16 protein-coding genes are annotated in these 26,609 nt (G+C 64.6%); 8 read left to right on the top strand and 8 right to left on the bottom strand.

Features of this window, described 5'->3' with window-relative positions; genetic code table 11:
* Positions 1-4 precede the first annotated feature (4 nt).
* From ACVCMG_RS07090 to ACVCMG_RS07080, 3 genes are all read right to left on the bottom strand, one after another.
* Positions 5-2,038, bottom strand: coding sequence for a glycoside hydrolase family 3 protein (locus tag ACVCMG_RS07090; protein WP_447115229.1), 2,034 nt, complete (start codon positions 2,036-2,038; stop codon positions 5-7).
* 348 nt (positions 2,039-2,386) lie between these two features.
* Complete coding sequence (locus ACVCMG_RS07085) at positions 2,387-4,936, bottom strand: TonB-dependent receptor (RefSeq protein WP_447115228.1); 2,550 nt, start codon at positions 4,934-4,936, stop codon at positions 2,387-2,389.
* A gap of 50 nt (positions 4,937-4,986) precedes the next feature.
* On the bottom strand, positions 4,987-7,005 hold the full coding sequence (locus ACVCMG_RS07080; RefSeq protein ID WP_447115227.1) for a tetratricopeptide repeat-containing sulfotransferase family protein: 2,019 nt from the start codon (positions 7,003-7,005) through the stop codon (positions 4,987-4,989).
* Between the two features lie 302 nt (positions 7,006-7,307).
* Here ACVCMG_RS07080 and ACVCMG_RS07075 point away from each other — a divergent pair, with 302 nt between their 5' ends.
* From ACVCMG_RS07075 to ACVCMG_RS07065, 3 genes are read left to right on the top strand one after another with little or no spacing between them, the layout of a single operon-like run.
* On the top strand, positions 7,308-8,378 hold the full coding sequence (locus ACVCMG_RS07075; RefSeq protein WP_447115226.1) for an aromatic ring-hydroxylating oxygenase subunit alpha: 1,071 nt from the start codon (positions 7,308-7,310) through the stop codon (positions 8,376-8,378).
* 25 nt (positions 8,379-8,403) lie between these two features.
* Positions 8,404-9,732, top strand: a complete 1,329-nt coding sequence (locus ACVCMG_RS07070; protein ID WP_447115225.1) for an APC family permease — start codon at positions 8,404-8,406, stop codon at positions 9,730-9,732.
* A 4-nt stretch (positions 9,733-9,736) separates the two neighbouring features.
* Entirely contained in the window at positions 9,737-11,797 is a 2,061-nt protein-coding gene (locus ACVCMG_RS07065; protein ID WP_447115224.1) for an oxidoreductase, read from the top strand.
* Positions 11,798-11,881: 84 nt separating this feature from the next.
* On the opposite strand, the gene ACVCMG_RS07060 is transcribed toward ACVCMG_RS07065, so the two are convergent.
* The 5 genes from ACVCMG_RS07060 to rfbB form a co-directional block, all read right to left on the bottom strand.
* Entirely contained in the window at positions 11,882-13,294 is a 1,413-nt protein-coding gene (locus ACVCMG_RS07060; RefSeq protein ID WP_447115223.1) for a mannose-1-phosphate guanylyltransferase/mannose-6-phosphate isomerase, read from the bottom strand.
* A gap of 248 nt (positions 13,295-13,542) precedes the next feature.
* Positions 13,543-14,493 (bottom strand): dTDP-4-dehydrorhamnose reductase, encoded by a 951-nt coding sequence (rfbD, locus tag ACVCMG_RS07055; protein WP_447115222.1) that lies wholly within the window; start codon positions 14,491-14,493, stop codon positions 13,543-13,545.
* A complete protein-coding gene (rfbC, locus tag ACVCMG_RS07050) occupies positions 14,490-15,047 on the bottom strand; it encodes a dTDP-4-dehydrorhamnose 3,5-epimerase (RefSeq protein WP_447115221.1) in 558 nt (185 codons plus the stop codon). Before rfbC ends, rfbD begins: the two co-directional genes overlap by 4 nt.
* Positions 15,044-15,934, bottom strand: coding sequence for a glucose-1-phosphate thymidylyltransferase RfbA (gene rfbA, locus ACVCMG_RS07045; protein ID WP_447115220.1), 891 nt, complete (start codon positions 15,932-15,934; stop codon positions 15,044-15,046). The genes rfbC and rfbA overlap by 4 nt, the downstream gene beginning before the upstream one ends.
* Positions 15,931-16,980 (bottom strand): dTDP-glucose 4,6-dehydratase, encoded by a 1,050-nt coding sequence (gene rfbB / locus ACVCMG_RS07040; protein WP_447115219.1) that lies wholly within the window; start codon positions 16,978-16,980, stop codon positions 15,931-15,933. The genes rfbA and rfbB overlap by 4 nt, the downstream gene beginning before the upstream one ends.
* A gap of 182 nt (positions 16,981-17,162) precedes the next feature.
* On the opposite strand from rfbB, the gene ACVCMG_RS07035 reads away from it, so the two are divergent.
* The 5 genes from ACVCMG_RS07035 to ACVCMG_RS07015 are packed head-to-tail and all read left to right on the top strand — an operon-like array spanning position 17,163 to position 26,474.
* The gene (locus ACVCMG_RS07035) at positions 17,163-18,329 is read left to right on the top strand and encodes a cystathionine gamma-synthase (protein WP_447115218.1); all 1,167 of its coding nucleotides are present in this window, start codon (positions 17,163-17,165) and stop codon (positions 18,327-18,329) included.
* Positions 18,326-19,183, top strand: coding sequence for an ABC transporter permease (locus ACVCMG_RS07030; RefSeq protein WP_447115217.1), 858 nt, complete (start codon positions 18,326-18,328; stop codon positions 19,181-19,183). The genes ACVCMG_RS07035 and ACVCMG_RS07030 overlap by 4 nt, the downstream gene beginning before the upstream one ends.
* On the top strand, positions 19,173-20,552 hold the full coding sequence (locus ACVCMG_RS07025) for an ABC transporter ATP-binding protein (RefSeq protein ID WP_447115216.1): 1,380 nt from the start codon (positions 19,173-19,175) through the stop codon (positions 20,550-20,552). Before ACVCMG_RS07030 ends, ACVCMG_RS07025 begins: the two co-directional genes overlap by 11 nt.
* 1 nt (position 20,553) lies before the next feature.
* Positions 20,554-24,657, top strand: a complete 4,104-nt coding sequence (locus tag ACVCMG_RS07020; protein WP_447115215.1) for a glycosyltransferase — start codon at positions 20,554-20,556, stop codon at positions 24,655-24,657.
* 38 nt (positions 24,658-24,695) lie between these two features.
* On the top strand, positions 24,696-26,474 hold the full coding sequence (locus ACVCMG_RS07015; protein WP_447115214.1) for an HAD family hydrolase: 1,779 nt from the start codon (positions 24,696-24,698) through the stop codon (positions 26,472-26,474).
* The last annotated feature ends 135 nt before the right edge of the window (positions 26,475-26,609 follow it).

The following is a 26,609-nucleotide window of genomic DNA, read 5'->3' as shown; positions in this document are numbered from 1 at the left end:
CGCTTCATCGCGGTGCGCCCTGCCTGGGGCAGGCCTGCACGTCCGGCCAGGTGGGCAGCGTTTCCAGTTCGTGCGCGGCCGTGTAGCGCAGGCCATAGCCGGGAGCGAACAGCCAGGCGGCCCGGTCGTGGCCGTTGCCGGCGTAGGGACATGGCACGCCCGGCCACGGCATGGCCAGGCTGCCGCGGAAGTCGTGATGGCCGCTGCCGTCGGCCATGGCGAACAGCACGTCGGCCACGCCGCCGCCCTCGGTGCCCGGCAGCCACGCCGCCACGAACGCATCGGAGAGATCGAGCAGGTCGTTGACGAACAGCGGGCGCCCGGACACGAACACCGTCACCACCGGTTTGTGCGCCTTGGCCACGGCCTGCAGCACGGCAAGATCTTCCGGGTAGCGATCGCTGTGGCGCAGCGTGGCCGGCAACTTGATGTCGCCCTTCATCTCCGCGTACGGGGTTTCCCCGATCACCGCCACGATGGCGTCGAAGGGCGTGAGGTCGATGCCGGTGGCGGTCTGGCTGTAACTGACGTTTGCCGCGCCATCGGCGGCGCGGATGCCGGCCAGGATCGTCTCGGCGTGCGGGAAGTCGGCGTTGGTGTTGTCGGTGCCCTGCCAGGTCAGCGACCAGCCGCCGGTCTGGTTCGGCAGGCTGTCGGCGCTCTTGCCGACCACCAGGATCTTCGTGCCCGCCTTCAGCGGCAGCGCGCCATGGTTGTTCTTCAGCAGCACCAGCGACTCGCGCACCGCGCGACGCGCCAAGTCACGGTGCTGCAGGGCGGCGGCATCGCCGGCGCCTTCGCGCTGCGAGGGCCGCTTGCCGAACAGGCCCATGCGCAGCTTGGCGCGCACGATCCGGCTCACCGCGTCGTCGATGCGGCTCATCGGGATCCGGCCGTCCTCGACCTGCCGGGTGGTGTTGGCGATGAAGGCCTGCCAGTCGTCGGGCACCATCACCATGTCGATGCCGGCGTTGATCGCCTGCGGGCAGCTGGCGTTGCTGCAGCCGGGCAGCTGGCCGATCGCATTCCAGTCGGAGACCACGAAACCGTCGAAGCCCATCTTCTCCTTCAGCACGCCGGTGAGCAGGTCGCGGGCGCCGGACATCTTGCCGTAGTCGATGCCGTCGGCCACGTCGTCCCAGCTGTTGTAGGAGGCCATCACGCTGAGCACGCCGGCGCGCAGCGCGCCGAAGTAGCCGGCGCCGTGCACGTTGATCATGTCCTGCCGGTTGACCCGGGCCTGGCCTTCGTCGACGCCGTTCCAGGTGGCGCCGTCGCCGATGAAGTGCTTGGCAGTAGCCATCACGTGGTGATCGTCGAAGTCGCCCTGCAGCCCGGTGACGTAGGCGCGCGCGTACTCGCGCACCAGCGGCGCCTCGCTGGAAAAACTTTCGTAGGTGCGACCCCAGCGCACGTTCTGCGCCACCGCGAGCGTGGGCGCGAACGCCCAGTCGATGCCGGTGGCGCGCACCGAGCGCGCGGTGGCCTCGCCGATGGCCTCGATCAGCGCCGGGTCATGCGCTGCGCCCAGGCCGATGTTGTGCGGGAACAGGGTGGCGCCGAACACGTTGTTGTCGCCGTGCACCGCGTCGGTGCCCCAGATCACCGGGATCTTCACCTTGGCATCGGTGGCCATCGAGGCGTCGTGCAGGCGGTCGGCCAGCGCCAGCCAGTCGCCGATGGCGGCGCGCTTGTTCTGCTGCGGCCAGGAGCCACCGCCGTTGAGCACCGAGCCGATGTAGTACTGCGTCACCTGCGCCGGCGTGATCGACTTGATCTCGGCCTGGGTCATCTGGCCGATCTTCTGTGCCAGCGTCATGCCGGCCACGATCGTGCGCACGCGCTGCTCCAGCGCCGGGTCGACGCTCGACGGGCCGCGTATCGACGGCCAGTCCCGGTAATGGGTCGGCCCGGGCGGGGCGTCCGCGACCGGCGCCCGGTGCGCTGGCGAGCGACCGGTATCGACGGCGTGGGCACTGCCGGCGCAGGCCAGCAGCAGGGGCAGGGAGAAAAACCACGGGCAGCGGATACGAACCATGGGAAAACCTCATCGCGTGGACCATCGCCCGGCCTGATCCTCGCGTGTGCGGCGCGGGCAGGCGAACGATGCCGTCAGCGCCACTTTAGCGCGCTCGCGGAGCGCCCGATCCGATTCTGCGTCACATCGCGCGCGATGGCCGCCGCTGCCCCGGCATGAGCGGGCAGCGGCGTGTCGCGGACGGCTTGTGGAAGGTCTGGTCCATCGGCTCCCTGCTCGTCATTCCTGCGAAGGCAGGAATCCGGTGCCTTGACGTCGCATGGCTTGGAGGCGCTGGATCCCGGCTTGACCGGCCCTTCGGCCGTTGAAAAGCGCCTCGCCGGGATGGCGAGCAAGATCAGGGCGTCCTCAGAAGTCCTGCTTGAAGCGGATGCCGATGGTACGCGGCAGGCTGTAGCCGGTGTAGACCTGACCGTTCGGATACTGCGCCACCACACCGTGCGCACCGCAGACGTCGACGCCGCACTCGGTGTACTTGTACTGGGCGGCCCGCTTGTCGAAGGCGTTGTTGACGTAGACGTCGGCCGACCAGCTGCCTTTCTGCACGCCGGCGGACAGGTCCAGCGTGTTGTACGCGGGCAGGTCGCCGAGCAGCGCGCGCTCGCTCAGGCGCAGGTCGGTCGTGCGCTTGCCGACGTGGACCAGCGCCGCCTGCACGAACGCATCGCTGTCACCGATGGTGAAGCTGTAGTGCGCGATCAGGTTGCCCTTGAACTTCGGCGTGATCGGCAGCTGGGTACCCTTGGGCGCCAGCGGCCCGGACACCACGCTGCCGTCCTGCGGATTGAGCGAGCCGGGCGGGCAGTCGGTGATCGGGCGCCCGCTGGCGTCGGTGAAGCCGCAGTAGTTGGCGGTCAGCCGCGCGCGATACAGCGCCCAGCCGGCGGTCAGTTGCAGGTTGTAGGTGGCCTGCCAGTTCAGTTGCGATTCGAGGCCGTCGATGCGGGCGGAGTTGGCGTTCTTGATTTCGGTGAGGCCGTTCGCGCCCAGGATCGGGAACTGGAAATCGTTCCAGGTTTCGCGGAACACCGCGCCGTTGAAGGACACCCGGTTGTCCAGCCACGAGGTCTTCCAGCCCAGCTCCTGGTTGATCAGGAAGTCGGCGTGGTACGGCAGCAAGGTGCCGCGCCGGTTGACGCCGCCGGGGCGGAAACCCTCCGAGCGGGTGGCGTAGATCATCTTGGTGTCGCTGATGTTCCAGGTCAGGTTGAACTTGGTGAGGTTGCCGCTCTCCTTCACCCGCTTGTTGAAGTCCAGGCACGGCGCGCCCATGAACGGCTCGGGCGACACGCAGGCGGCCTCGCCCTGGCTGGAGGAGAAGCCCGCGCCGTAGCCGAAGTAGCCGTACAGCTGGTTGCTGGTGCGGTAATAGCGTTCGCCGAAGGTGCCGGTGAGCACGTCGGGGATGAAATCCCAGGACAATTCGCCGAACAGCGCCTCGTCGCGGTCGTAGCGCATCTGCCGGGTCAGCCAGATGGTGTCGTTCCAGCCGGTGACCGAGAGCGCGTCGGCCAGGCCGTCGACCTGGTAGTTCTGCATGATGTCGTGCTTCTGCTTCTGCCAGAACGCGCCGGCGACCAGGCGCAGGCGATCGTCCGCCGGCGAGACCAGGCGCAGCTCGTGGCTGCTGTTGGTGTAGCCGTCGCGATCGCTGATGTGCTGCGACGGATTGATCAGCGCGCCGCTGTTGTCGTAGAAGTACGCGCCGGAACCGTACAGCGCGTCGTACCAGAATCCGTAGTCGCTGTAGTCGGTCTGCTCCTCCTGGTTGCGCTTGAGGTGCGCGTAGGCATAGGTCAGGTCGAAGTTGCCGATCTTGCCCTGCACGGTCAGCGCGCCCTGCCACCAGCGATCGTTGACGCGTTCGGGATAGAAGTGCGTGACGGCCAGGTCGCCCACCGCCGGGTCGCTGGCGAAGTTGCCGTGCGAGATGGTCTGCTGCCCCATCAGCATCGGCGTGATCGACCAGTTGTCGTCGAGGTCGACCTTCAGCGCGGCGCGCGCGCCGGTGATGTTGGCGTCGTTGTAGTTGTCTTTTGCATGGCCGACGCACTGGAACGCCGACGAGGGCGAGGTTCCGCTCGCCGTGCAGTCCGGCGCGTTGCTGATGGTGATGCCCGAGGTGGGGAAGGTGCGCGAGCCGGCCTTGTTGTCGATGTAGCCGGCGTCGTGCTCGCGCCAGCCGACCAGGCGGATCGCGGCCTTCGAGTTGATCGGCAGGTTGAGCATGCCCTCGGCGGTGTAGCCGATGCCGCCGTGCGCGAGCGTGTCCACGCCCAGGCTGTAGCCTGCCGCGTAGCCGCTCGGGTCGGGCTTGTTGGTGATGATGCGCAGGGCGCCGGCCTCGGCGCTGGCGCCGTACAGCGTGCCCTGCGGGCCGGCCAGCACCTCGATGCGGGCGATGTCGTACATGTGGATGTCGAGCGGGCCCTGGATCGTGGTCACCGGCTGGTCGTCGAGGTACACGCCCACGCTCGGCTGCGAGCCGGAGTGGTTGGTGTTGCCGCCGCTGGTCACGCCGCGCATGTAGATCGAGACGAAGCCGGGGCCGGTGGCGATGCCGCCGCCGCCCTGCTGGAACGTCACGCTGGGCAGGTACTTCACGTAGTCGTCGAAACTCTTCACGTGCAGCGCTTCGAGCTGGTCGGTGGCCAGCACGTCCATGCTGATCGGCACCTTCTGCAGGTTCTCCGTGCGCTTCTGCGCGGTCACCGTGACCACGCCGAGCGTGGTGGTTTTCTGCCTTGTCGCCGACGTGGTATCGGGCGGCGTGGACTGCCCGGTGTCCTGTGCGGCGGCGGGTGCCGCCATGGCGAGGCAAATGGCGGCCGCCAGCGGCAACCGGATCAACGTCGCCCGCCGGGCGTTCATGACCTGTCTGGACCTGCGTGTATGCATGAGATCTCCCCCTTATCTGGTGAACGGCAAACCAACCAAACCCCTGTGTTTCAGGTGAACCCGGGCACTTCGGGATAGCTGTCCAGCACCGGCCCGAGGGCCTGTTCCAGCGGTCCCAGCCACGGCGCAAAGTGGCGCCAGTGATCCACGCCCTCGCGATAGATCGGGCGGCGCACCTGTTCCGAGCTGGCGGTGTGCACCGGCCGCGGATTCTCGAAGAAGCGCAGGCACGCGTCCTCGAACGGCAGGCCGCAATAATCCAGCAGGCGACGAACCTCGCCTTCGGTGTCCGCCACCATGCGCTCGTAGAACACGCGGTGGATGCGCCCGGGCAGCATCGTGTCGAAGTGCGCCATCAGGCGGACGTAGTCGCGGTAATAGCGCCCGACGTCGCCGAGGTCGTAGCTGAAACTCTGCCCGCGCGCGAAGTGCTGCTTGAACGCCGAGAAGCAGCACGCCAGCGGATGCCGGCGCGCGTCGATGATCTTTGCATTCGGCAGCATGAGATGGATCAGGCCGACGTGCATGAAGTTGTTCGGCATCTTGTCGATGAACAGCGGTGCCGAGGTCTTGCGATGGATGCGCGTGTGCGCGAGGTAGCGCTCGCCAAGCACGCGCAGCGCGTCGGCGTCGAGCGCGGCCAGCGCGTCGTGGTAGGGCGTCGCGCCTTCACCCTCGCCCTGCCGGCGCAGGCCGCGGGTGATCGAGGCGACTTCGGGCAACTCCATCGTGCCCTCGACCTGGCTGTGGCTGGACAGGATCTGCTCGATCAGGGTGGAGCCGGCGCGCGGCAGACCGACCACGAAGATCGGATCGCGCGCCGGGCAGCCCATGCCCGCGCGCGCGGCGAAGAAATCGCCGGTGTAGTGCGCGCAGGCGCGGTCCACCCGCGCGCTGGTCCCGTCCGCGCTGTAGTGCAGTTGCGCGCGGCGGATCGCGTTGCCGCGCGCGTAGTGGGCGAACGACTCCGCGCAGGCGTCGGCATCCTCGCGCGCCTTGCCCATGGCGAACTCCAGGTGCAGGCGATCTTCGTCCGACAGGTCGCTGCGTGCCAGCTGATCGCTCATCGTGGCGAGGTCGGCCGCGCTGAAGCGGAAGGTCTTGAGGTTGGCCAGGCTCCACCAGACTTCGCCGAACGAGGGCAGGCGTTCCACGCTGTGCCGGTAGGCGGCGATCGCGCGTTCGCCGAAGCCGGCGGTCTTCAGCGCGTGGCCGTAGCTCATCCACACCCGCGGGTTGTCGGGGTAGCGCTGCACCAGATCGGTGTAGATCGCGATGGCCGGCTCGTAGTCGCCGATGCGGCACAACACCACCGCCTTGAGGTTGCGGTAGGCCGGGTGCTGCGGGTCGTTCGCCAGCAGGCGCTCGATCTGCGCCAGCGCCTGCTCGGGCTGGTTGCTGCGATGCAGGACCATGGCGTAGTGCTGGCGTGCGGCGTCGAAGCCGGGGGCCAGTTCGAGGCAGCGCACGAGCAGGTTCAGTGCATCCTCGTTGCGACCCACGCGGGCGGCGACTTCGGCGAACATGCGGATCGCCGCCACGTCGGTGGGCGCCTGTTTCAGATGCTCGCGCAGCAGCGCCTCGGCCTGCGGGATGCGGCCTTCGGCGAGCGCCACGGCGGCGCCCATCAGGCGCGGATCGTGGGTGGAATGCAGCACGTGCCGGGCGTACGCGGCATCGGCCGCCTCCTGCTCGCCGGCTGCCATCAGGTGGTCGCCGAGTTCGCGCCAGGCTTGCGGCAGGTCGGGTTTCAGCGCCACCGCGCGGCGCAGCGCGGCGATCGCCTCCTCGCCGCGGCCCAGCCGGCCCAGCACCACGCCCAGGTCGAACTGCAGCGCCGCCCATGCGGGTTGCGTCTGCGCCAGCGGAAGCAGGATGTCGAGCGCGGCCTGGGCATCGCCCTGGCGCAAGCGCGCGGACGCCAGCAGTTGCAGCGCCAGCGGATGGGCGCCGACTGCCTGCAGGATTTCTTCGAGTTGCTCGACCGCCAGCGCGGGGTCGCGCTGCAGCAGCCGCTCCGCGTGCGCCAGCGCCTGCTCCAGCGTGCCGCTGGTCGACGCCGCGATCATGCCTCGCCCCGCCGTGGCGACGGCAACGGCAACGGCCCACGCGGTGCGATGGGGCGGAGTGGCGACAGCAGTACGGCGCCTGGCATGGACGGCAGCGGCTTCTCGCGGGTTTCATCGCAATCTACAACTGAATCCGGCTGGTAGATAGGGGTGCCGTGCGGGACGGCCGGATGCCGGCGCGGTGCGCCTGCGGTTGCCGTCGGTTCGACACCCGCGCTAGGCTCAGCCGGAAGCGTCCGCCGGGCTGGGCGGTTCGCATCGGCCGGGTTGTTCGCGGCCATCCAACCGGGGGAAAGCAACCCATGCACACCGACGGCATCGTCGAACCGCTCGACCGCGCGCACGCCTTGCCCGCGCGCTACTACGCGGGGGAGGCGATGCTGGCGATGGAGCAGCGCGCGGTGTTCGCACGCAGCTGGCAACTGGTCGCCCAGCAGGGGCAGCTGGCCGGGCCCGGCGACCACGCCGTCGAACAGGTCGCCGGCGTGCCGTTGCTGCTGGTGCGCGGCGAGGATGGCGTGCTGCGCGCCTTCCCCAACGTCTGCCGCCATCGCGCCGGCCCGCTGGCGCTGTGCGACGGCAAGGGCGCGCGGGCGCTGCACTGCAAGTACCACGGCTGGACCTATACCCTCGACGGCCAGCTGCGCAGCGCGCCGGAAATGCAGGGCGCCGCCGATTTCCGCGTGGAGGACATCCGCCTGCCGCCGTACCGCGTGCACGAGTGGCAAGGGCTGGTGTTCGTCGCGCTGGACGAGGAGGTGCCGCCGTTCGAGCAGGTCTACGGCGGCATCGCCGAGCGCATCGCGCCGATCGACCTGGCGGCGATGCGCTACCTGCGTCGCGACACCTACGACATCGACTGCAACTGGAAGGTCTATGTCGACAACTTCCTCGAGGGTTACCACCTGCCGCACGTGCATCCGGGCCTGTCGAAGGTGCTGGACTATCGCGCCTATGACACCGAGCTGTTCGCGTGGCACTCGCTGCAGTCCTCGCCATTGCGCAACAGCACCGACATCTACGGTGACGGCGAGGCGTTCTATTACTTCGTCTACCCCAACGTGATGCTCAACATCATGCCCGGCCGGCTGCAGACCAACCGCATCCTGCCGCTGGGTCCGGATCGCTGCCGCATCGTGTTCGACTACTACTACGCGCAGGACGCCGCGGCGCAGGCGCGCATGGAGGCCGACCGCAGCTTCAGCGACGAGGTGCAGAACGAGGACATCGGCATCTGCGAAGCGGTGCAGCGCGGACTGGCCTCCGGCGCCTACCGCCCGGGCCGGCTCAATCCAAGGCGCGAAAGCGGCGTGTGGCATTTCCAGAACCTGTTGCGCGCGGCGTACGCGGGGCCGGCCGGCGAGTCGGCATGAGCGCGACAGCCGTGGTGGACGCGGGATGAAGCCGCCAACCGCCATGCGCGATCGCCAGCGGATCGGCTTCTGGACCTGCACCGCGCTGGTGGTCGGCAACGTGATCGGCATGGGCATCTTCCTGCTGCCGTCCTCGTTGGCGCCGTACGGGTTCAACGCGCTGATCGGCTGGGGCATCACCCTGCTCGGCTGTCTCACCCTGGCGCGGGTGTTCGCGCATCTTTCCGCGGCGCTGCCGGGCGCGGACGGCCCCTACGGCTACGTGCGCGAGACGCTCGGCGATCTGCCTGCCTACATGGCGATGTGGGCGTACTGGGTTTCGCTGTGGCTGACCAATGCCGCACTGGCCACCGGCGTGGTCGGCTACCTCACCGTGGCGGTGCCCGGCCTCGCGACGGTGCCGTCGACGGCGTTCGCGCTGGCGCTGGTGTGGCTGTTCGTGCTGGTCAACCTGTTCGGCGTGCGCACCGGCGGCGTGGTGCAGATCGTCACCACCGCGCTGAAACTGCTGCCGATGCTGGCGATCGCCGCGCTCGGCGGCTGGGTGCTGCTCAGCTCGCCGGGCAGCTACGTGGCGCACCCGCCGACCACGCCGGTGAGCTTCGGCGGCGTGATGGCGGCCTCCACCATCGCGCTGTTCGCGATGCTCGGCATCGAATCGGCCAGCATCCCGGCCGAGCGTGTCGACGACCCCGGTCGCACGATTCCGCGCGCGACGATGGCCGGTGCGGTAGTGGTCGCGGCGATCTACCTGGTGGTCTGCGCGGTGCCGCTGCTGCTGATTCCGGAGCACGTGCTGGCCAGTGCCAGCGCGCCGTTCGCGCTGCTGATGGAGCAGTTCGGCGCGGCCGGCTCCGGCCGCTGGCTGGCGCTGTTCGTGGTGGTCAGCGGACTCGGCGCGCTGAACGGATGGACCCTGCTGGCCGGCCAGCTGACCCGCACCATGGCTGCCAACGGCGTGCTGCCGTCGCTGCTCATGCGCGGCAACCGGCACGGTGCGCCGACGACCGCGCTGGTGGTCACCGGCGTGCTGGCCTCGGTGATGGTGTGGATGAGCTACAGCAGCTCGCTGGTGGCCGCGTTCACCTTCATCACGCTGCTGGTGACCGCGGCGAACCTGCCGCTGTACCTGGCCTGCGCGCTGGCGCTCGCGGTGTTGTGGCGGCGTGGTGCCGCGCCGTGCCGCGGGCGCGGCGTGCTGCTGGTTGCCGTGATCGCCACGCTGTACGTGGTCTATGCCTTCATCGGCATCGGCGGCGCACCGTTCGTCTATGCGCTCGGCCTGATCGCGGCCGGGCTGCCCCTGTATTTCTTCATGCGACGTCGCGGCGCGACCGCGGCGACCAAGGCCTGAACCCATGCGCGACCCGCGTTACGATCTCCTGTTCACCCCGCTCAAGATCGGCCCGGTGACCGCGAAGAACCGCTTCTTCCAGGTGCCGCATTGCAACGGCATGGGCCACGCGATGCCGCTGGCGCACGCGGCGATGCGCGAGGTGAAGGCCGAGGGCGGCTGGGCGGTGGTCTCCACCGAGGAGTGCGAGATCCACCCCAGCGGCGATCTGACCCCGTACGTCGAGGCGCGGCTGTGGGACGACCGCGACATTCCCGCGCTGGCGCTGATGTGCGACAAGGTGCATGCGCACGGCGCGCTGGCCGCGCTGGAACTCACCCACAACGGACCCACCGCCTCCAACCTCTATTCGCGCGAGGTGCTGATCGCGCCGTCGCACCAGCCGACCAAGTACGGCTACCCGCACCAGGCGCGGGCGATGACGAAGCACGACATCCGCGAGTACCGCCGCTGGCATCGCGAGGCGGCGATCCGCGGCAAGCGCGCGGGCATGGACATCATCTACGTCTACGCCGCGCACGACCTGTCGCTGGCCATGCACTTCCTGCAGCGCCGGCGCAACCAGCGCAGCGACGAGTACGGCGGCTCGCTGGAGAACCGCGTGCGCCTGCTGCGCGAAGTGCTGGTGGATACGAAGGAAGCGGTCGGCGACACCTGCGCCGTGGCGCTGCGTTTCGCCACCGAGGAGCTGCTGGGGCCGGGCGGCGTCGAACTGGCCGAGGCGAAGGAGATCGTCGCCATGCTGGCCGAGCTGCCCGACCTGTGGGACGTGAACCTCGCCGCCTGGTACAACGACTCGGTGCCCTCGCGCTTCGCCGCAGAGGGCGCGCAGGAGCCGTTCATCGACTTCGTGAAGCAGACCACCAGCAAGCCGGTGGTGGGCGTGGGCCGCTTCACCTCCCCCGACACCATGGTCTCGCAACTCAAGCGCGGCGTGCTCGATCTGATCGGCTGCGCGCGCCCGTCGATCGCCGACCCGTTCCTGCCGCGCAAGATCGAGGAAGGCCGCCTCGACGATATCCGCGAATGCATCGGCTGCAACATCTGCGTCTCCGGCGACATGACCATCTCGCCGATCCGCTGCACGCAGAATCCGACCATGGGCGAGGAGTGGCGCAAGGACTGGCACCCGGAACGCATCGCGCCGAAACGCTCGGCGGCGCGCGTGCTGGTGGTCGGCGCCGGCCCTGCCGGGCTGGAAGCGGCGCGTGCGCTGGGCCAGCGCGGCTACGAGGTGAGCCTGGCCGAGGCGCGCAAGGAACTCGGCGGCCGCGTCACCCGCGAATCGCGCATGCCGGGCCTGGCCGAATGGGCGCGCGTGCGCGACTGGCGCGTCGGCCAGATCCGCAAGCTGGCGAATGTGGCCGTCTATCTCGATTCCGCACTCACGGCGCAAGACGTGCTCGACTTCGGTGCCGACCACGTGGTGCTGGCCACCGGCTGCCACTGGCGCCGCGACGGCTACGGCCGCAGCCACGGCGCGGTCATCGACGGCTTCCCCGACAACCCGCGCGTGTTCACGCCCGACGACCTGATGGACGGCCGTCTGCCCGAGGGCCGCGTGGTGGTGTTCGACGACGACGGTTTCTACTACGGGGGCATCGCCGCCGAAACCTTGCGCCTGCGCGGTTGCGAGGTGACGTATCTGACGCCGGAAGACAGCGTCGCGCCGTGGAGCCAGCACACGCTGGACTACCGGCATATCCGCAAACGGATGGCCAAACTCGGCATCGAGGCGATCGTGTCGCACGACATCGTCGGCTACGCCGGCTGCACGCTCAGCGTCGAAAACGTGTGGGACCACCGGCACCGCGACCTGGCCTGCGACGCCATCGTCACCGTGACCGCCCGCATGCCGGACGATGCGCTGTACCAGCAACTGCTGGAGCGCGAAGCGGAATGGCCCGCCGCCGGGCTGCACTCGCTGCGCTGCATCGGCGACGCCGAGGCGCCCGGCCTGATCGCCCATGCGGTCTACGCCGGCCACCGCTACGCGCGCGAACTGGAAGAACCTGTTGCCGCCGGTGTCCCGTTCAAGCGGCACTTCCACGTCGCAGAGACATAGGGGCGCACTTTGTGCGCGTTGCCTTTGCGCACGTGACGAGGAGCATCGCGCACAAGGTGCGCTCCTGCAGAGTCCTGGGTGCCCTCACGCCCGGCCGTAAACGTCGTCGTAGCGCACGATGTCGTCTTCGCCGAGATAACTGCCGGATTGCACCTCGATCAGTTCCAGCGTCACCTTGCCCGGATTGCGCAGACGGTGCTTGCTGCCCAGCGGAATGTAGGTGCTCTGGTTTTCGCCGAGCAGGAACACCTTGTCGTCGCAGGTGACCTCGGCAGTGCCGGAGACCACGATCCAGTGTTCGGCGCGATGGTGGTGCTTCTGCAGGCTCAGCGAGGCGCCGGGCTTGACCTGGATGCGCTTGACCTGGAAGCGCTCGCCCGCCTCCAGCGAGTCGTAATTGCCCCACGGGCGATGCACCACGCGATGCAGCGAATGCTCGCTGCGGCCGGCGGCCTTGAGCTGTTCGACGATCTTCTTCACGTCCTGTGCCGCGTCACGGTGCGCCACCAGGGTGGCGTCCGGCGTGGTCACCACGATCAGGTCGTCGACACCGACGGTGGCAAGCAAGTGGCGATCGTGCGAGCGGAGCAGCGAGTTGCGCGTGTCCACGGTCAGCGTGTCGCCCTCGCGCAGGTTGCCCGCGGCGTCCTTGTCGCCGGTGAGCCACAGCGCCGACCACGAGCCGATGTCGCTCCATCCGCAGCTGACCGGTACCACGGCGGCGCGCGCGGTCTTTTCCATCACCGCGTAGTCGATCGAATTGTCCGGCACCTGTGCGAACGCGTCGCGATCGATGCGCACGAAGTCGAGATCGGCCGTGGCCTTGGCATGTGCTGCGCGCACGGCCTCCAGCATCGCCGGCGCGTGTGCGGCCAGCTCCTCCAGATAGCGTGACGCCCTGAACAGGAACATGCCCGAGTTCCAGTCGTAGCCGCCGTCGGCGAGGTAGGACTCGGCCTTGGCGAGACTGGGCTTTTCGACGAACTGCCCGACGCGGAAACCATGCCCGTCGATCGCCTCGGCACGGCGGATGTAGCCGAAGCCGGTCTCCGGGCGATCCGGGCGGATGCCGAACGTGGCCAGCCAGCCGTCCTTCGCCAATGGCATTGCCTGCGCCACCGCCGCGGTGAATGCGGCGGTGTCGCCGATCAGGTGATCGGCCGGCAGCACCAGCAGCAATGCGTCGGGATCGTGCTGCAGTGCCTGCAGCGCGCCCAGCGCGATCGCCGGCGCGGTGTTCCGTGCCAGCGGTTCCAGCACGATCGTGGCGCCTTGGACGCCTGCTTCCAGCAACTGGTCGGCGGCGAGAAAGCGGTGATCCTCGCTGGCCACCACGATCGGCGCGGCCACCTCCGGCAGCGCGCGGGTGCGCGCGACGGTCTGCTGGAACAACGTGCCCTTGCCGGCCAGTTCGAGGAACTGCTTGGGCAGGTTTTTCCGCGATACCGGCCACAACCGGGTGCCGCTGCCGCCGCTGAGGATCAGGGGAATCAACATGAGCTCGACGTTCCTGGCCGGATGTTACGTGTAGGAGCGCACCCTGTGCGCGATGTTTCTTCATCACGTCACGAAAAGCGTCGCGCACAGGATGCGCTCCTACGCAGGGAGAGCTGTGCGGATTGCTCATTATGCCGCAACGTTCCCGCCGCGTAGGGCGGACACTGCCCGCCGGCAGGCCTTCGCGGGCCGGCGCGAAAGCGGCGGACAATGTCCGCCCTACGCGACAACGCGCGACAGCAATCGGATTACGGCGACCGGGGACCGTCGAACTTGCTGCCGAGCTGATCCATCACCCGGAGCATGCCGTCGCGCCAGTCCGGCAGCGGCGAGGCAAACCGCCGCTGAAAATCGGTGTTGTCCAGCAACGACCACGCCGGACGCACCGCCGGCGTCGGGTAGTCGGTGGTGGCGATCGACACCACATGCGGCGGATTTGGAAGCAGCCCGCGTACTCGCGCTGCGTCGAAGATTGCACTGGCGAAACCGTGCCATGTCGTCGCGCCGCTGGCGACCAGATGATGCGTGCCGATGAGCGATTCACGTGCCGCGCGATCCGACGTCATCCAGCGATCCAGCGCGGCGAGCGTGCCGTCGACGATCAGCCCGGTATCGGTCGGTGCGCCGTGCTGGTCGGCAACCACGCGCAGCTCGTCGCGCTCGGCTCCGAGGCGCAGCATGGTGCGCAGGAAATTGTGCCCGTGCGCCGCGTAGACCCACGCGGTGCGGAAAATGAAATGGTCGGCACCGCTGTCGCGCAACGCCTCTTCGCCCGCCAGCTTGCTGCGGCCGTAGGCGCCGAGCGGACCGGTTGGCGCGTCGACGGCGTAGGGTTGCGACTGGTGGCCGTCGAACACGTAGTCGGTGGAATAGTGGATCACCAGCGCACCGTGCGCCGCCGCCCAGCGACCCAGCGTGCCGACCGCCTCGCCGTTGACGCGGGTGGCCAGCGCCTCTTCTTGCTCGGCGCGATCGACTGCGGTGTAGGCGGCAGCGTTGACGATCACATCTGGGCGCAGGCGGTCGAGCAGGGCGGGCAACGATTCGGGGGTCGACAGGTCGGCCGTCTCGGCGGAGCCTCCGGCTGTCAACGCGCCATCACGGCTCGCCGCGATCAACTCGCCGCGCGCGGCCAAGCCAGCCTGGTCGAGGAAGGTACGACCGAGCTGGCCGTTGGCGCCGAGCAACAAGATCCTCATGGCTCGTAAACCGGCAACCGCTCGGGCGGCACGTCCCCGAGCAAGGGCGTCTTGCCATCCTTGTCCGACAGCAGGGGAGCGCTGACCGGCCAGTCGATGGCCAGCGCCGCATCGTTCCAGCGGATGCCGGCATCGGCCTTCGGGTCGTACAGCGCGGTGCACTGGTAGGTGAAGGTGGCGAAATCGGAGACCACGCAGAAGCCGTGCGCGAATCCTTCCGGTATCCAGAAATGGCGGTGGTTGTCGGCGGTAAGCATCACGCCGACCGATTGTCCGAACGTGGGCGAGCCGCGGCGGATGTCCACCGCCACATCGTAGACCTCGCCCTCGAGCACGCTGACCAGCTTGCCCTGGGGATTCGGCCACTGGTAATGCAGGCCGCGCAATACGCCGCGGGCCGAGCGCGAGACGTTGGATTGCACGAAGCGGTGGTCGACGCCGGCCGCGCGGTACTTCGCCTCGTTGTAGCTTTCGTAGAAGAAGCCGCGGGCATCGCCGAACACCTGTGGTTCGAGTACCAGCGCACCGGGGAGTGCCGTTTCAATGACCTTCATCGCGCCAGGCCCTGTTGCGTCAGCTGTTGCAGGTACTGCCCATAGCCGGTCTTGGCCAGCGGTGCGGCCAGCGCCAGCAACTGCTCGGCGTTTATCCAACCGTTGAGGTAGGCGATCTCTTCCGGGCAGCACACTTTGAGACCCTGCCGGTTCTCGATCGTCTCGATGTAGTTGCCCGCTTCCATCAGCGACTCGTGGGTGCCGGTGTCCAGCCAGGCGAAGCCGCGGCCGAGTTGCTCCAGATGGAGCGAACTGTCTTCGAGGTAGCAGCGATTGAGGTCGGTGATCTCCAGCTCGCCGCGCGGCGAAGGCTTCAGTGCGGCGGCGTAATCACAGACGCGCTTATCGTAGAAATACAGGCCGGTAACCGCGTAGTGCGACTTCGGCTGCGCGGGCTTCTCTTCCAGGCCGACCACCTTGCCATTCGCGTCGAACTCGGCGACGCCGTAGCGTTCCGGGTCCCTCACCCAGTAGCCGAACACGGTGGCGCCGTGCTCGCGCGCGGCCGCACGCTTCAGGCGCTCGGTGAAGCCATGACCGTAGAAGATATTGTCGCCCAGCACCAGGCAACTCGACTTGCCGTCGATGAAGTCGCGGCCGATGGTGAAGGCTTGGGCCAGCCCGTCCGGTGACGGCTGCACGGCATAGTGGATATCCAGCCCCCATTGCGAGCCGTCGCCGAGCAGGCGCTGAAACATCTCCTGCTCGTGCGGCGTGTTGATGATCAGCACTTCGCGGATGCCGGCCAGCATCAGGGTGGCTAGCGGGTAGTAGATCATCGGCTTGTCGTACACCGGCAGCAGCTGCTTGCTCACCGCGCGGGTGATCGGGTGCAGCCGGGTGCCGGAACCGCCGGCGAGGATGATGCCTTTCTGCGTTGTGCTCATGCGCCGAGTCGCTCCATGCGGTAGCTGCCGTCGAGTACGCGCTGTACCCATGGCTGATGCGAGAGATACCAGTCGACCGTCTGCGCGATGCCGCTTTCGAAGGTCTGCGAGGGCCTCCAGCCCAGCTCGGCCTGCAGCTTGCTGGAATCGATCGCGTAGCGGCGGTCGTGGCCGGGGCGATCCTTGACGAAGGTAATCAGGGACTCGCGCGCACGACCGTCGGCCAGTGGCCGGCGTGCGTCGAGCAGGGCGCAGATCGTCTTCACCACGGTGATGTTCTCGCGTTCGGCATTGCCGCCCACGTTGTAGGTTTCGCCCACCCGGCCGGCTTCCAGCACACGGCGGATCGCGCTGCAGTGGTCGCCCACGAACAGCCAATCGCGGATGTTCAAGCCGTCGCCGTAGACCGGCAGCGATTCGCCGGCCAGCGCCTTTGCGATCACCAGCGGGATCAGCTTTTCCGGGAATTGGTACGGCCCGTAATTGTTCGAGCAGTTGGTGGTGAGCACCGGCAGGCCGTAGGTATGGTGGAACGCACGCACCAGGTGGTCGGAGGCGGCCTTCGACGCGGAGTACGGTGAATTCGGTGCGTACGGCGTGGTCTCGGTGAACTTGCCCTCGGCGCCCAGCGAGCCGTAGACCTCGTCGGTCGACACATGCAGGAAGCGGAACGCCTCGCGCGCCGCACCGTCGAGCGAGCGCCAGTAGTCGCGTGCGCACTCGAGCAGTCCCAGCGTGCCGACCACATTGGTCTGCACGAACTCGGCCGGACCGTCGATCGAGCGGTCGACGTGCGATTCGGCGGCGAAGTTCACGATCGCATCGGGGTGGTGCTCGGTTAGCAGTCTCGCCATCAGCGCGCGGTCGCCGATGTCACCCTGCGCGAAAACGTGACGTGCATCACCATGTAGCGAGGCCAGCGTGTCGAGGTTGCCGGCGTAAGTGAGCTTGTCCAGGTTGACCACGTGCAGGCCGTCGGCCACTGCCTGCAGCACGAAATTTGCACCGATGAAGCCGGCGCCGCCGGTGACTAGCAGCGTTCTCATGAATCACTCATTCCTTGGGTGAGGAGGCGCCTATTGTGCCATGAGCTCCATGCAACCCGGTATGTAGGGCAGCGGCTAACTGACCGGGAGCAGTCAGCGTTAAGGCAAAGCATGACAGCACAGGTACAATACGCGATCCCTCACGCGACACCGCCCGTGCCGCACAACCTGCCACGCCCACCATGCCCAAGAAGATGCCTGCCACCCCCCAAGGACTCGGAACGCGCGCGATCCACGCCGGTCAGCATCCTGACCCCAGCACCGGCGCCATCATGACGCCGATCTACGCCACCTCGACCTACGTGCAGGAGAGTCCCGGCAAGCACAAGGGCTACGAGTACTCGCGCACGCAGAATCCTACGCGGATGGCTTACGAACGCTGCGTGGCAGACCTTGAAGGCGGCGTGGCCGGTTTCGCGTTCGCCTCCGGCCTGGCGGCGGCGGCGACCGTGCTGGACCTGCTCGACTCGGGCAGCCACGTGATCGCGATGGATGACCTGTACGGCGGCACCTACCGCCTGTTCGAGCGGGTGCGCCGGCGTTCGGCCGGGCTGGACTTCAGCTTCGTCGACCTGAACGACACGGGGGCGCTGAAAGCGGCCCTGAAGCCGAACACGCGGATGATCTGGGCCGAAACCCCGACCAATCCAATGCTGAAGCTGGTCGACCTGGCCAAGGTCGCCGCGTTCGCGAAGAAGCACGGCCTGATCCTGGTGGTCGACAACACCTTCTGCTCGCCGATGGTGCAGCGGCCGCTGGAGTACGGCGCGGACCTGGTGCTGCATTCGGCCACCAAGTACATCAACGGCCATTCCGACATGGTCGGCGGCATCGTGGTTGCCAACGATCAGGACCTGGCCGGACAGATGGCTTTCCTGCAGAACTCGGTCGGCGCGGTGGCCGGCCCGTTCGATGCCTTCCTCTCCATGCGCGGCCTGAAGACCCTGCACCTGCGCATGCGCCAGCACTGCGCCAGCGCGCTGGAACTGGCCAACTGGCTGCAGAAGCACCCGGCCATAAAACGGGTGATCTACCCCGGCCTGAAAAGCCACCCGCAGCACGCACTGGCCAAGCGCCAGATGCGCGGCTTCGGCGGCATCGTGACCATCGAGGTGAAGGGGGGATTGAAGAAGGCCAAACGCATGCTGGAACGCTGCGAGCTGTTTGCCCTGGCTGAATCCCTGGGCGGTGTTGAGAGCCTGATCGAACATCCCGCCATCATGACTCATGCCTCGGTACCCGTTGTCAATCGCAAGCGGCTGGGAATCAGCGGTGGATTGATCAGGTTGTCGGTGGGCGTGGAGGATGTCTCCGATCTGCGAGCGGAACTGGAGGGCGCGCTGCAATGAGTTCGGCGCCGCAATTGGGAAGTAGTGACGCCACAGTACTGCAGGAACAACGTCGTTGGGAGAGTCCCTTCGCCGCGCTGATTCGAAACAGGTCGCTGACATGGGAACTGGCCAAGCGCGAAGTGTTGGGGCGCTACCGTGGAGCAAGCTTCGGCATGGCTTGGTCGGTCATCAGCCCTTTCCTTATGCTTGGCGTCTATGCCTTCGCGTTTGGTACGGTAATGAAAAGTCGCTGGCCACAGCAGTCCGGCGGCGATCATTCATATGCGGTGATCTTGTTCGTGGGTTTGATTATGCACGGATTTCTGGCTGAATGTATTACCCGCGCGCCCACACTGATAGTAGGTAACGTTAATTTCGTCAAACGGGTTGTGTTTCCAATCGATATATTGCCGTGGCCAATGATGTTTTCGGCGCTATTTCACGCATTGATCAATGCAATCGTACTGTTGGTGTTGGTGTTGGTGCTTGAACATCGACTGCATCCAACCCTGTTGTTGCTGCCTCTAATTTTTATTCCATTGGCGTTGTTCGCCATGGGGGTGTCCTGGTTTCTGGCTTCGTTGGGAGTCTATGTTCGAGATATCAATCAAGTAACGCCGGTGGTCGCGACAGCCCTGTTGTTTCTGTCTTCGGCGATCATCCCGGTCAGTGTCCTGCCATCCGCGTTGCGGACGGTGTTTTATCTGAATCCTCTGACTTTTTTCATTGATCAGGCTCGTGTAGTGGTGCTGATGGGCGGTTGGCCAGATTGGGGTCTGCTTGCACTGGCGACAGTGGGCGGATTTCTGGTGGCCTGGTTGGGGCACGCCTGGTTCATGGCGACGCAGCGGGGGTTTGCTGATGTCCTCTGATGCCATCGTCGAGATCAAGGGACTGACCAAGACTTTTCCGATTTACGACAAACCGCATTACCGCCTGATGCAAATGCTGCTCGCTGACCGCCGCAGGTGGTACCGCGAGTTCACCGCGCTGTCTGATATCAATTTCGTCGTCCAGCGTGGGGAGACGGTAGGTATCGTGGGGCGCAATGGTTCGGGCAAGTCCACCTTGCTGCAGATTATCTGTGGCACGCTGGCACCTACCAGGGGCGAGGTGCGCGTCAGGGGGAGGGTAGCTGCCCTGCTCGAACTCGGCGCCGGCTTCAATCCCGAGTTCACGGGGCGGGAGAATGTATATCTCAACGGTACGGTGCTCGGCCTCACTCGAGCAGAAGTTGAACACAAGCTCGACAGCATTCTGGCATTTGCCGAGATAGGCGACTTCATCGATCGACCGGTGAAGACCTATTCCAGTGGCATGTATGTCCGGTTGGCGTTTGCCGTTGCCATCCATGTGGAGCCGGACCTGCTGGTGGTGGACGAGGCACTATCCGTGGGAGATGAGGCATTCCAACGGAAATGCTTTGCACGCATCGAGCGTTTGCGTGAGGGCGGTTGCACCGTGTTGTTTGTGTCGCATGCGGCAACGACGGTCGTTGAGCTGTGCGATCGCGCCATTCTGATTGACCGTGGGGACTTGCTGGCCGACGGCGCGCCAAAGGCGGTGATTTCCCGTTACCAGCGGATGCTGTATGCGCCGCAGGAGCGGCTTGCCGAGTTGCGGGATCAGATGAAGCGTGAGCGTACCGAAGGAGGGTTACTGACGCAGGAACCGCTGACGGGAAGCTCTTCGTCCCGGAGTGCCTCTATCATTTCGCGTAATGAATCCTCTAATCAGGCCTATTTCGACGAAGGCCTGCGTTCGCAAAGCGAAGTGATGTACCCAAGACAGGGCGCGACGATCATCGATCCTCACTTGGAGCTGCCGAACGGTACTCGCGTGAACGTGGTAAATGCCGGCAAGAAGTACGTCTACACGTACAGCGTGGAGTTCCATCAAGGCGTTACGGGCGCCCGGTTCGGCATGATGATCAAGACTCTGACCGGAGTGGAGCTCGCCGGTGCGGTTAGTGCTCTGGCCAACGAGGCGGTCGAGTGGATTGATGCGGGCGCCCAACTGGTGATCCGTTTCGAGTTCACGTGTGCGCTCGCTGGCGGCACTTACTTCATGAACGCGGGCGTGCTGGGACGTTTGGGTGAAGGGGAGACTTATCTCGATCGGCGTATCGATGCCCTCATGTTCCGCGTAATGCCATCTGTCAGTCGGCTTTCGACTGGTTTTGTCGATCTCGTGGACAATGTGGATGTTTCCGTAGCCTCCCGCATTCAGGTAACGAGCTGATATGAATTCAACTGCTTCATCGGCTAGGCCAACCTGCGTATTGGTGCTGGGTATGCACCGCAGTGGCACGTCTGCGCTGACCCGCTGTCTCAACCTTGTGGGCATGGATCTCGGGTCGAACCTGCTCAGCCCGGCAAAGATGAATGCCAAGGGTTTCTGGGAGCATGGAGACGTCGTCCGCATCAATGACCAGTTGTTGGAAGCGCTTGAGCTGTATTGGTACGACCTCAGTCCGCTCCCCGATGGATGGCAGACGAGTGCAGCCGCAGATGCGGCGCGCGATGAAATCCGCATGATCGTAAAGCGCGATTTCGACGGCGTGCCGCTGTGGGGACTTAAGGATCCACGCTTGTGCCGGCTCGCTCCATTGTGGATCGAAGTGCTCCAGGAAATGGGCATCAGGGTCGTATCCGTCTTCATGATTCGCTCTCCTATGGAAGTGGCCGAATCCCTCCATCGCGCTCATCACCTTGGCGTTCCGCATGGCGTTTTGCTGTGGGCGCAGCATCTGGAGGAGTCGGTGATTGCTGCGGACTCCATTCCAAGGGTGATGGTCGACTACGAACATCTGCTATCTGAACCCGTTGAAGTAGTGTTTAAAATTGGACGCGAATTGGAGCTGGTCTGGCCTGTTCCGCCGGACGAGCGAGGCGAGGCCATTCTGGCCTTTCTCGACGTTGGCATGCGTACACACAACAAGAGCGTTTCGGCAGATCAAGTGCCGCCTTTGGTGACGGAGCTGGTCAAGGCATGTGCTTCCATTCTTCACGATCCATCGCCCGCCAAATGGTCACACTTGACCAAAGTATCGGCTCGTGTCGCGGAGCAGCTCCCGACTTTGTCCTATTTGGGGGTCGCTGCAGGATTCAAGGATCGCGGCTATTCCGAGTTGCGGACCATATCCGCCGGATGGGTTCCGAACGCGGCCCTTTACTACGCGACAGATGACGATCCGGAGTTCTCGGAGGATCGCTGCCTGGTGAGGGCCGTTCCTCGGGGACGCAATCAGTTGGATTTTGCGTTGCCCGTTGTTGCTGGCGTGCCCGCGCGCTTACGTTTTGATCCGCTGGATCGGGATGGGGCCTATGTGCTCTATTCGTTAGCCTTGTTCGATCGCATGGGGCAGGTGGCGTGGGGTTGGCCGGACGCAGGTGATGGTGTAGAGCTCGTGGGAATCAACTTGATGCCGAGTCTGGCAGGTGCTGGTCGCACCGTCGCATATACCAGTGACGACCCGCAGATCTGCATTGAATTGCCACGTAGCGTTGTCGAGCGTCGGGTGGTAATGGTTCGTGTTGATATCGAATACCTCGACGCAGGGGCAGTGTCTGGCGAGATTTCAGCACAGGCCGCACGTGCTGATTTCGAGTGCGCTCGCGCCTTGGAGAGTGAAGAAGCGCTGCGTGGTCGCGTCGAAGCATTCGCCGAAGAGCATCGTCGCCAAGCCGAAGTGCGAGCGGAGGAGCGCCGCCAGTTCGAAGCACTGGCCGAAGAGCATCGTCGCCAAGCCGAAGTGCAAGCGGAGGAGCGCCGCCAGTTCGAAGCACTGGCCGAAAGGCATCGTCGCCAAGCCGAAGTGCAAGCGGAGGAGCGCCGCCAGTTCGAGGCACTGGCCGAAGAGCATCGTCGCCAAGCCGAAGTGCGAGCGGAGGAGCGCCGCCAGTTCGAAGCACTGGCCGAAGAGCATCGTCGCCAAGCCGAAGTGCAAGCGGAGGAGCGCCGCCAGTTCGAAGCACTGGCCGAAAGGCATCGTCGCCAAGCCGAAGTGCAAGCGGAGGAGCGCCGCCAGTTCGAGGCACTGGCCGAAGAGCATCGTCGCCAAGCCGAAGTGCGAGCGGAGGAGCGCCGCCAGTTCGAAGCACTGGCCGAAGAGCATCGTCGCCAAGCCGAAGTGCAAGCGGAGGAGCGCCGCCAGTTTGAAATATTCTCAGAGGACGAACGGTTGATTCACGAAAGGACTTTGGAGGCAGAGAAGGAGCGCTCTCAGCTTCGGATTGATCAGTTAAGCGAGCAGTTGCGCATCGGCATGGAATCCAGCCGGAGAGAAATCGATCGTTTGATGGCGATCCAACTTGCCCAAACGCGTGAACTTCGGGCGATTCACGCGAGTAGGAGCTGGCGCGTGATGGTGCGCTTGCAGCGCGTGACGTCCCGCGTCCCAGTTGGATTGAGAAGGCAGCTGCGTCGCGTACTCAAGGCCGTATGGTGGTGTGCCACCCCTTGGCGGTTGCCGGCGCGCATGCGCTTTTTGCGAGAGCGAAGGGCCGTGCAGATGTGGCGACAGCAAGAGGCGCTTCACGCGGCTCCAGAGGCCACGCATCTGGCGCCAGAAATCCCGGATTTGGGGTCACCCGTCCCGGGCGGCCGCCGGTCGATTTCATTCGTTCCGACAAGCGATAGCGCATTGGGCGCGACGGATGGGTACTACGAACTGAGCCATGGTGATCAGCGCTACACCTACATTCCGCCCCGCCAACCGACGAATCTCGAGCATGAGCTGGCGATCATGTCCCGCGCACCGCGGTTCTCCATCGTGGTGCCCGTGTACAACACGCCTTCCGGTCTGCTGGATAAGTTGTTGCACTCGGTACTTGCCCAATGGTATCCGCATTGGGAATTGATCCTCGTCAATGACAACAGTTCGCTGGAGCACGTTGTGAATGATCTGGATAGACTGAGCGACCCGCGCATCAACGTCGTCCATCTGGCCGAAAACAAACGCATCGCTCTGGCGACCAATGAGGGCATTGCTAGGGCCAGCGGTGACTTCATCGTGTTCACTGATCACGACGATGAACTGACGCCCGATTGTCTTTATCAGCTGGCATGCTGCGTTGAGCGAGAAAATCCCGACTTCATCTACAGCGATGAAGACAAGATCGACGAGGGTGGCCGGTATGTCCAGCCATTCTTCAAGCCTGGCTGGTCGCCCGATACAATGATGAGCACGATGTATACGTGCCATGTATCGTGCGTGCGCCGTGAGCTGGTCAACGAGTTGGGTGGTCTGCGCCCGGAATACGATGGTTGTCAGGATTGGGATTTCATCCTACGCGTGATGGAGAAGACCGACCGCATCGCTCATGTCCCCAAAGTGCTCTATCACTGGCGCATCATTCCTGCCTCGGTGGCATCAAGTCTCGATGCCAAACCCCATGTGATTGAAGCTAGCAAGCGCGCGCGCGAAGATGCAATGGCGCGGCGTGGCCTAAATGGCGTGATGGAGGCCGTCGAAGAGATTCCGGGGTATTTCAGGGCGGTCTATCAGCTGCAAGGCGAGCCCTGCGTCTCGATTATCATTCCGAGCAAAAACAACCATCGCATGCTGAAGCAGTGCATTGACTCGATCGAGTCGAAGTCAACTTATCGTAATTTCGAGATCGTGATCATCGATCATGGGTCGACTGACCCATTGACGATGCAATACGTTGAAGGTCTGCGCGGAAATGCACGGGTCAAGGTTCTGTCGTATGGCAAAGCCTTCAATCGAGCGACGATCAACAACCTTGGCGTGCGGGCGAGCCGCGGTGAACTGGTAATCTTCCTTGATGACAGTGTCGAGGTGCTTGTCCAAGACTGGCTGGAACGTATGGGAGCTTATGCGCAACTGCCTCATATGGGCGCGGTTGGCGCCAAGCTGCTCTATCCAGGCGGGCAGGTCGTGCAACATGCGGGCATCGTCAACCTTTCCACGGGACCGGGCTATGCGTTCGCCGGCCTGCCCGCCAAAGGCCATGGTTATTTCGCGCGCGCGGTGCTTGAGTACAACTGGCTCGCAGTCACCGGTGCCTGCCTAATGGTTGAGCGTTCGAAGTTCGAGCGCATTGGTGGTTTTGATGAAGGCTTCGCCGCCAGTTGCCACGATACAGATCTTTGTTTCGGCCTCGTCGAGGCAGGCTACTACAACCTGGTCAGTCCCGCAGTGAAGCTTGTCAACCATGGGCCATATGGGTTCGGGTCAGACGAGGCCAGCCCTGAGCGCCAGGTCGAGCTCAAGCGAGAGATGCAGGCGCTATACCAAAAGCACCCGCGGTTCTATCAGTACAACCCGTTCCATAGCCCCAATCTTGCATCCAACGATGTGTGCTTCGGCCTGCCACAATGAGGCCGATCGATGCATCCATGCCCATGGATAGGCTTTACATGAATCATTCCGAACTCTTGCATTGCATTGATGCAGCCGAAGTGGTGTCGTTCGATGTCTTCGACACACTGTTTGTCCGCCCGCTGTCGGACCCCGAAGACGCTTTCGACATGTTGGGCGAACGCTTCGGTATCTCCGGCTTTCGCCGCATTCGTTGCGATGCGCAGTTCGAGGCTTTTCGCCAAATGCATCTCGCCGGGCGGGGCGAAATCACGCTTGATGATATTTACGCATGCATGAACGGGTTGCCCCCTGGTGTAAGCGCTGCGTCGCTGTGCCAAGCAGAGATTGAGCTCGAGCTGGCGCTTACGGTGCCAAATGCTGACCTCATCGACATGTTCAAGGACGTCGTCAGCCGCAAGCGTGTGGTCGTTGTTTCCGATATGTACATGCCGCAATCGTTCTTCGAGGCGTTGTTTGACAAGTACGCGTTGCCCCGTGTGCCCATGTACATCTCCTCTGACCGAGGGGCGACCAAGCGCGATCACGGCGAGCTGTTCGATCGCGTGGTGGCGGAGATTGGCGTGTCCCCCGACAAGGTGCTCCACATTGGCGACAACCCTCATGGCGATGTGTTGCGTGCCCGGGAACATGGTCTCCAAGCCTTCCATTACGTCAATACGGTAGCGGCGACGTATACAGTTTCCCCGTCGTTGGGGGCGTCCATCGCAGCTGCGATGGCAAAGTTGCATGAGCGACGGGATGCGGTGAATACGTTCTATGGCCTGGGTTACCGCTTTGGAGGGCCTGCAGCACTTGGCTTGCTCGAGTGGGTACGTGATCAGGCCGTACTTGATGCAGTGGATGTCGTGCTTTTCGTGGCGCGAGATGGCTATGTGCTTGATCAGCTTGCGAAACGCGGGCATGCTCCTGGGATACCGCCCTATGCCTATTTCCCGGGTTCGCGCGTATCATTTGCGTTGTCTACGATCAACGAATGCAACTTCGATCAGTGGATGGATTTTTTGGTTTCGGGTTGTCACGGCCTCAGTCCGGATGAGGTCCTGGAACGTATTGGTGTAACGGTGCCCGAGCGAAGTGTGATGGAGGACTTGGGTCTCGGCGATGCAGTCATCATAGATGCAGAGAACCTCGGGCGCGTGCGTGAATTCTTGTCTGCCTATCGTGCTGAGATCATTCGCACAGCCGCCCGCAATCGTCGCGGATTGTTCAATCTTCTGCATTCGCTCGGAATAAGGGCTGGGATGCGCGTGGCGATGGTCGATGTCGGCTGGAACGGAACGACGCAGGAAACCATGCGTAATGCGCTGGCCGAGTTACTCGACGTGGAACTGGTGGGCTACTACCTGGGGCTGGTCGATTCCGCAGAATGTCATCGACGTCGCACTGAGATGCCCATGAAGGCACTACTGGATAGCAGTTCAGTTGGCGCGGAGCGCATGGCAAAACTCCATGAACGAAGGGTTGGCATAGAGATGATGTTCTGCGCGCCCCACGAGTCTACTATTGGCTATGAACTAGAATGCGACGGGACAGTTCGCGCGGTTGAGGACATTGGAAGGGGTGCCGACCATCTTGCTTTACGCGAAGTTGTTCGAGAGCTTATGCGCGGCATGCTGGACTTCGCTGACAGCTACAAGGTGGTGAGTGATCGTATGCAGTACCGTGCTCGCCCAAGCGAGTTGGCCGAAGCTGCACTCGATTTCGCTCATATGCCGGTTGAGTATTGTGATGTTCTCTATACATTGAAGAACTCCGACGCATGGGGCAGTTCGCGGAATCTCAGCATGACCATTGGACATTACAGCCAGGAATAAGGTCGCCGATGAAAGCGCTTTCAATCATGTTTCCGGCAACTGGCTTGCACCAACTGAAGAGAAGCGACGCTTTGAGGGTGGAGTACTTCATGCTTGAACGCCGGGCAAAGGATTGCCCCGGTATTCCGCACACAC

It is taken from the genome of Rhodanobacter sp. UC4451_H18, assembly GCF_052978225.1.
Note: the sequence above shows the minus strand (reverse complement) of the source record. Positions and strands in the feature narration are given on the sequence as shown.

Excerpts from the sequence above, each read along its gene's own strand:
- ACVCMG_RS07090 (WP_447115229.1), bottom strand. The coding sequence starts at position 2,038 with ATGGTTCGTATCCGCTGCCCGTGGTTTTTCTCCCTGCCCCTGCTGCTG.
- ACVCMG_RS07085 (WP_447115228.1), bottom strand. The coding sequence starts at position 4,936 with ATGCATACACGCAGGTCCAGACAGGTCATGAACGCCCGGCGGGCGACG.
- ACVCMG_RS07080 (WP_447115227.1), bottom strand. The coding sequence starts at position 7,005 with ATGATCGCGGCGTCGACCAGCGGCACGCTGGAGCAGGCGCTGGCGCAC.
- ACVCMG_RS07075 (WP_447115226.1), top strand. The coding sequence starts at position 7,308 with ATGCACACCGACGGCATCGTCGAACCGCTCGACCGCGCGCACGCCTTG.
- ACVCMG_RS07070 (WP_447115225.1), top strand. The coding sequence starts at position 8,404 with ATGAAGCCGCCAACCGCCATGCGCGATCGCCAGCGGATCGGCTTCTGG.
- ACVCMG_RS07065 (WP_447115224.1), top strand. The coding sequence starts at position 9,737 with ATGCGCGACCCGCGTTACGATCTCCTGTTCACCCCGCTCAAGATCGGC.
- ACVCMG_RS07060 (WP_447115223.1), bottom strand. The coding sequence starts at position 13,294 with ATGTTGATTCCCCTGATCCTCAGCGGCGGCAGCGGCACCCGGTTGTGG.
- rfbD (WP_447115222.1), bottom strand. The coding sequence starts at position 14,493 with ATGAGGATCTTGTTGCTCGGCGCCAACGGCCAGCTCGGTCGTACCTTC.
- rfbC (WP_447115221.1), bottom strand. The coding sequence starts at position 15,047 with ATGAAGGTCATTGAAACGGCACTCCCCGGTGCGCTGGTACTCGAACCA.
- rfbA (WP_447115220.1), bottom strand. The coding sequence starts at position 15,934 with ATGAGCACAACGCAGAAAGGCATCATCCTCGCCGGCGGTTCCGGCACC.
- rfbB (WP_447115219.1), bottom strand. The coding sequence starts at position 16,980 with ATGAGAACGCTGCTAGTCACCGGCGGCGCCGGCTTCATCGGTGCAAAT.
- ACVCMG_RS07035 (WP_447115218.1), top strand. The coding sequence starts at position 17,163 with ATGCCCAAGAAGATGCCTGCCACCCCCCAAGGACTCGGAACGCGCGCG.
- ACVCMG_RS07030 (WP_447115217.1), top strand. The coding sequence starts at position 18,326 with ATGAGTTCGGCGCCGCAATTGGGAAGTAGTGACGCCACAGTACTGCAG.
- ACVCMG_RS07025 (WP_447115216.1), top strand. The coding sequence starts at position 19,173 with ATGTCCTCTGATGCCATCGTCGAGATCAAGGGACTGACCAAGACTTTT.
- ACVCMG_RS07020 (WP_447115215.1), top strand. The coding sequence starts at position 20,554 with ATGAATTCAACTGCTTCATCGGCTAGGCCAACCTGCGTATTGGTGCTG.
- ACVCMG_RS07015 (WP_447115214.1), top strand. The coding sequence starts at position 24,696 with ATGAATCATTCCGAACTCTTGCATTGCATTGATGCAGCCGAAGTGGTG.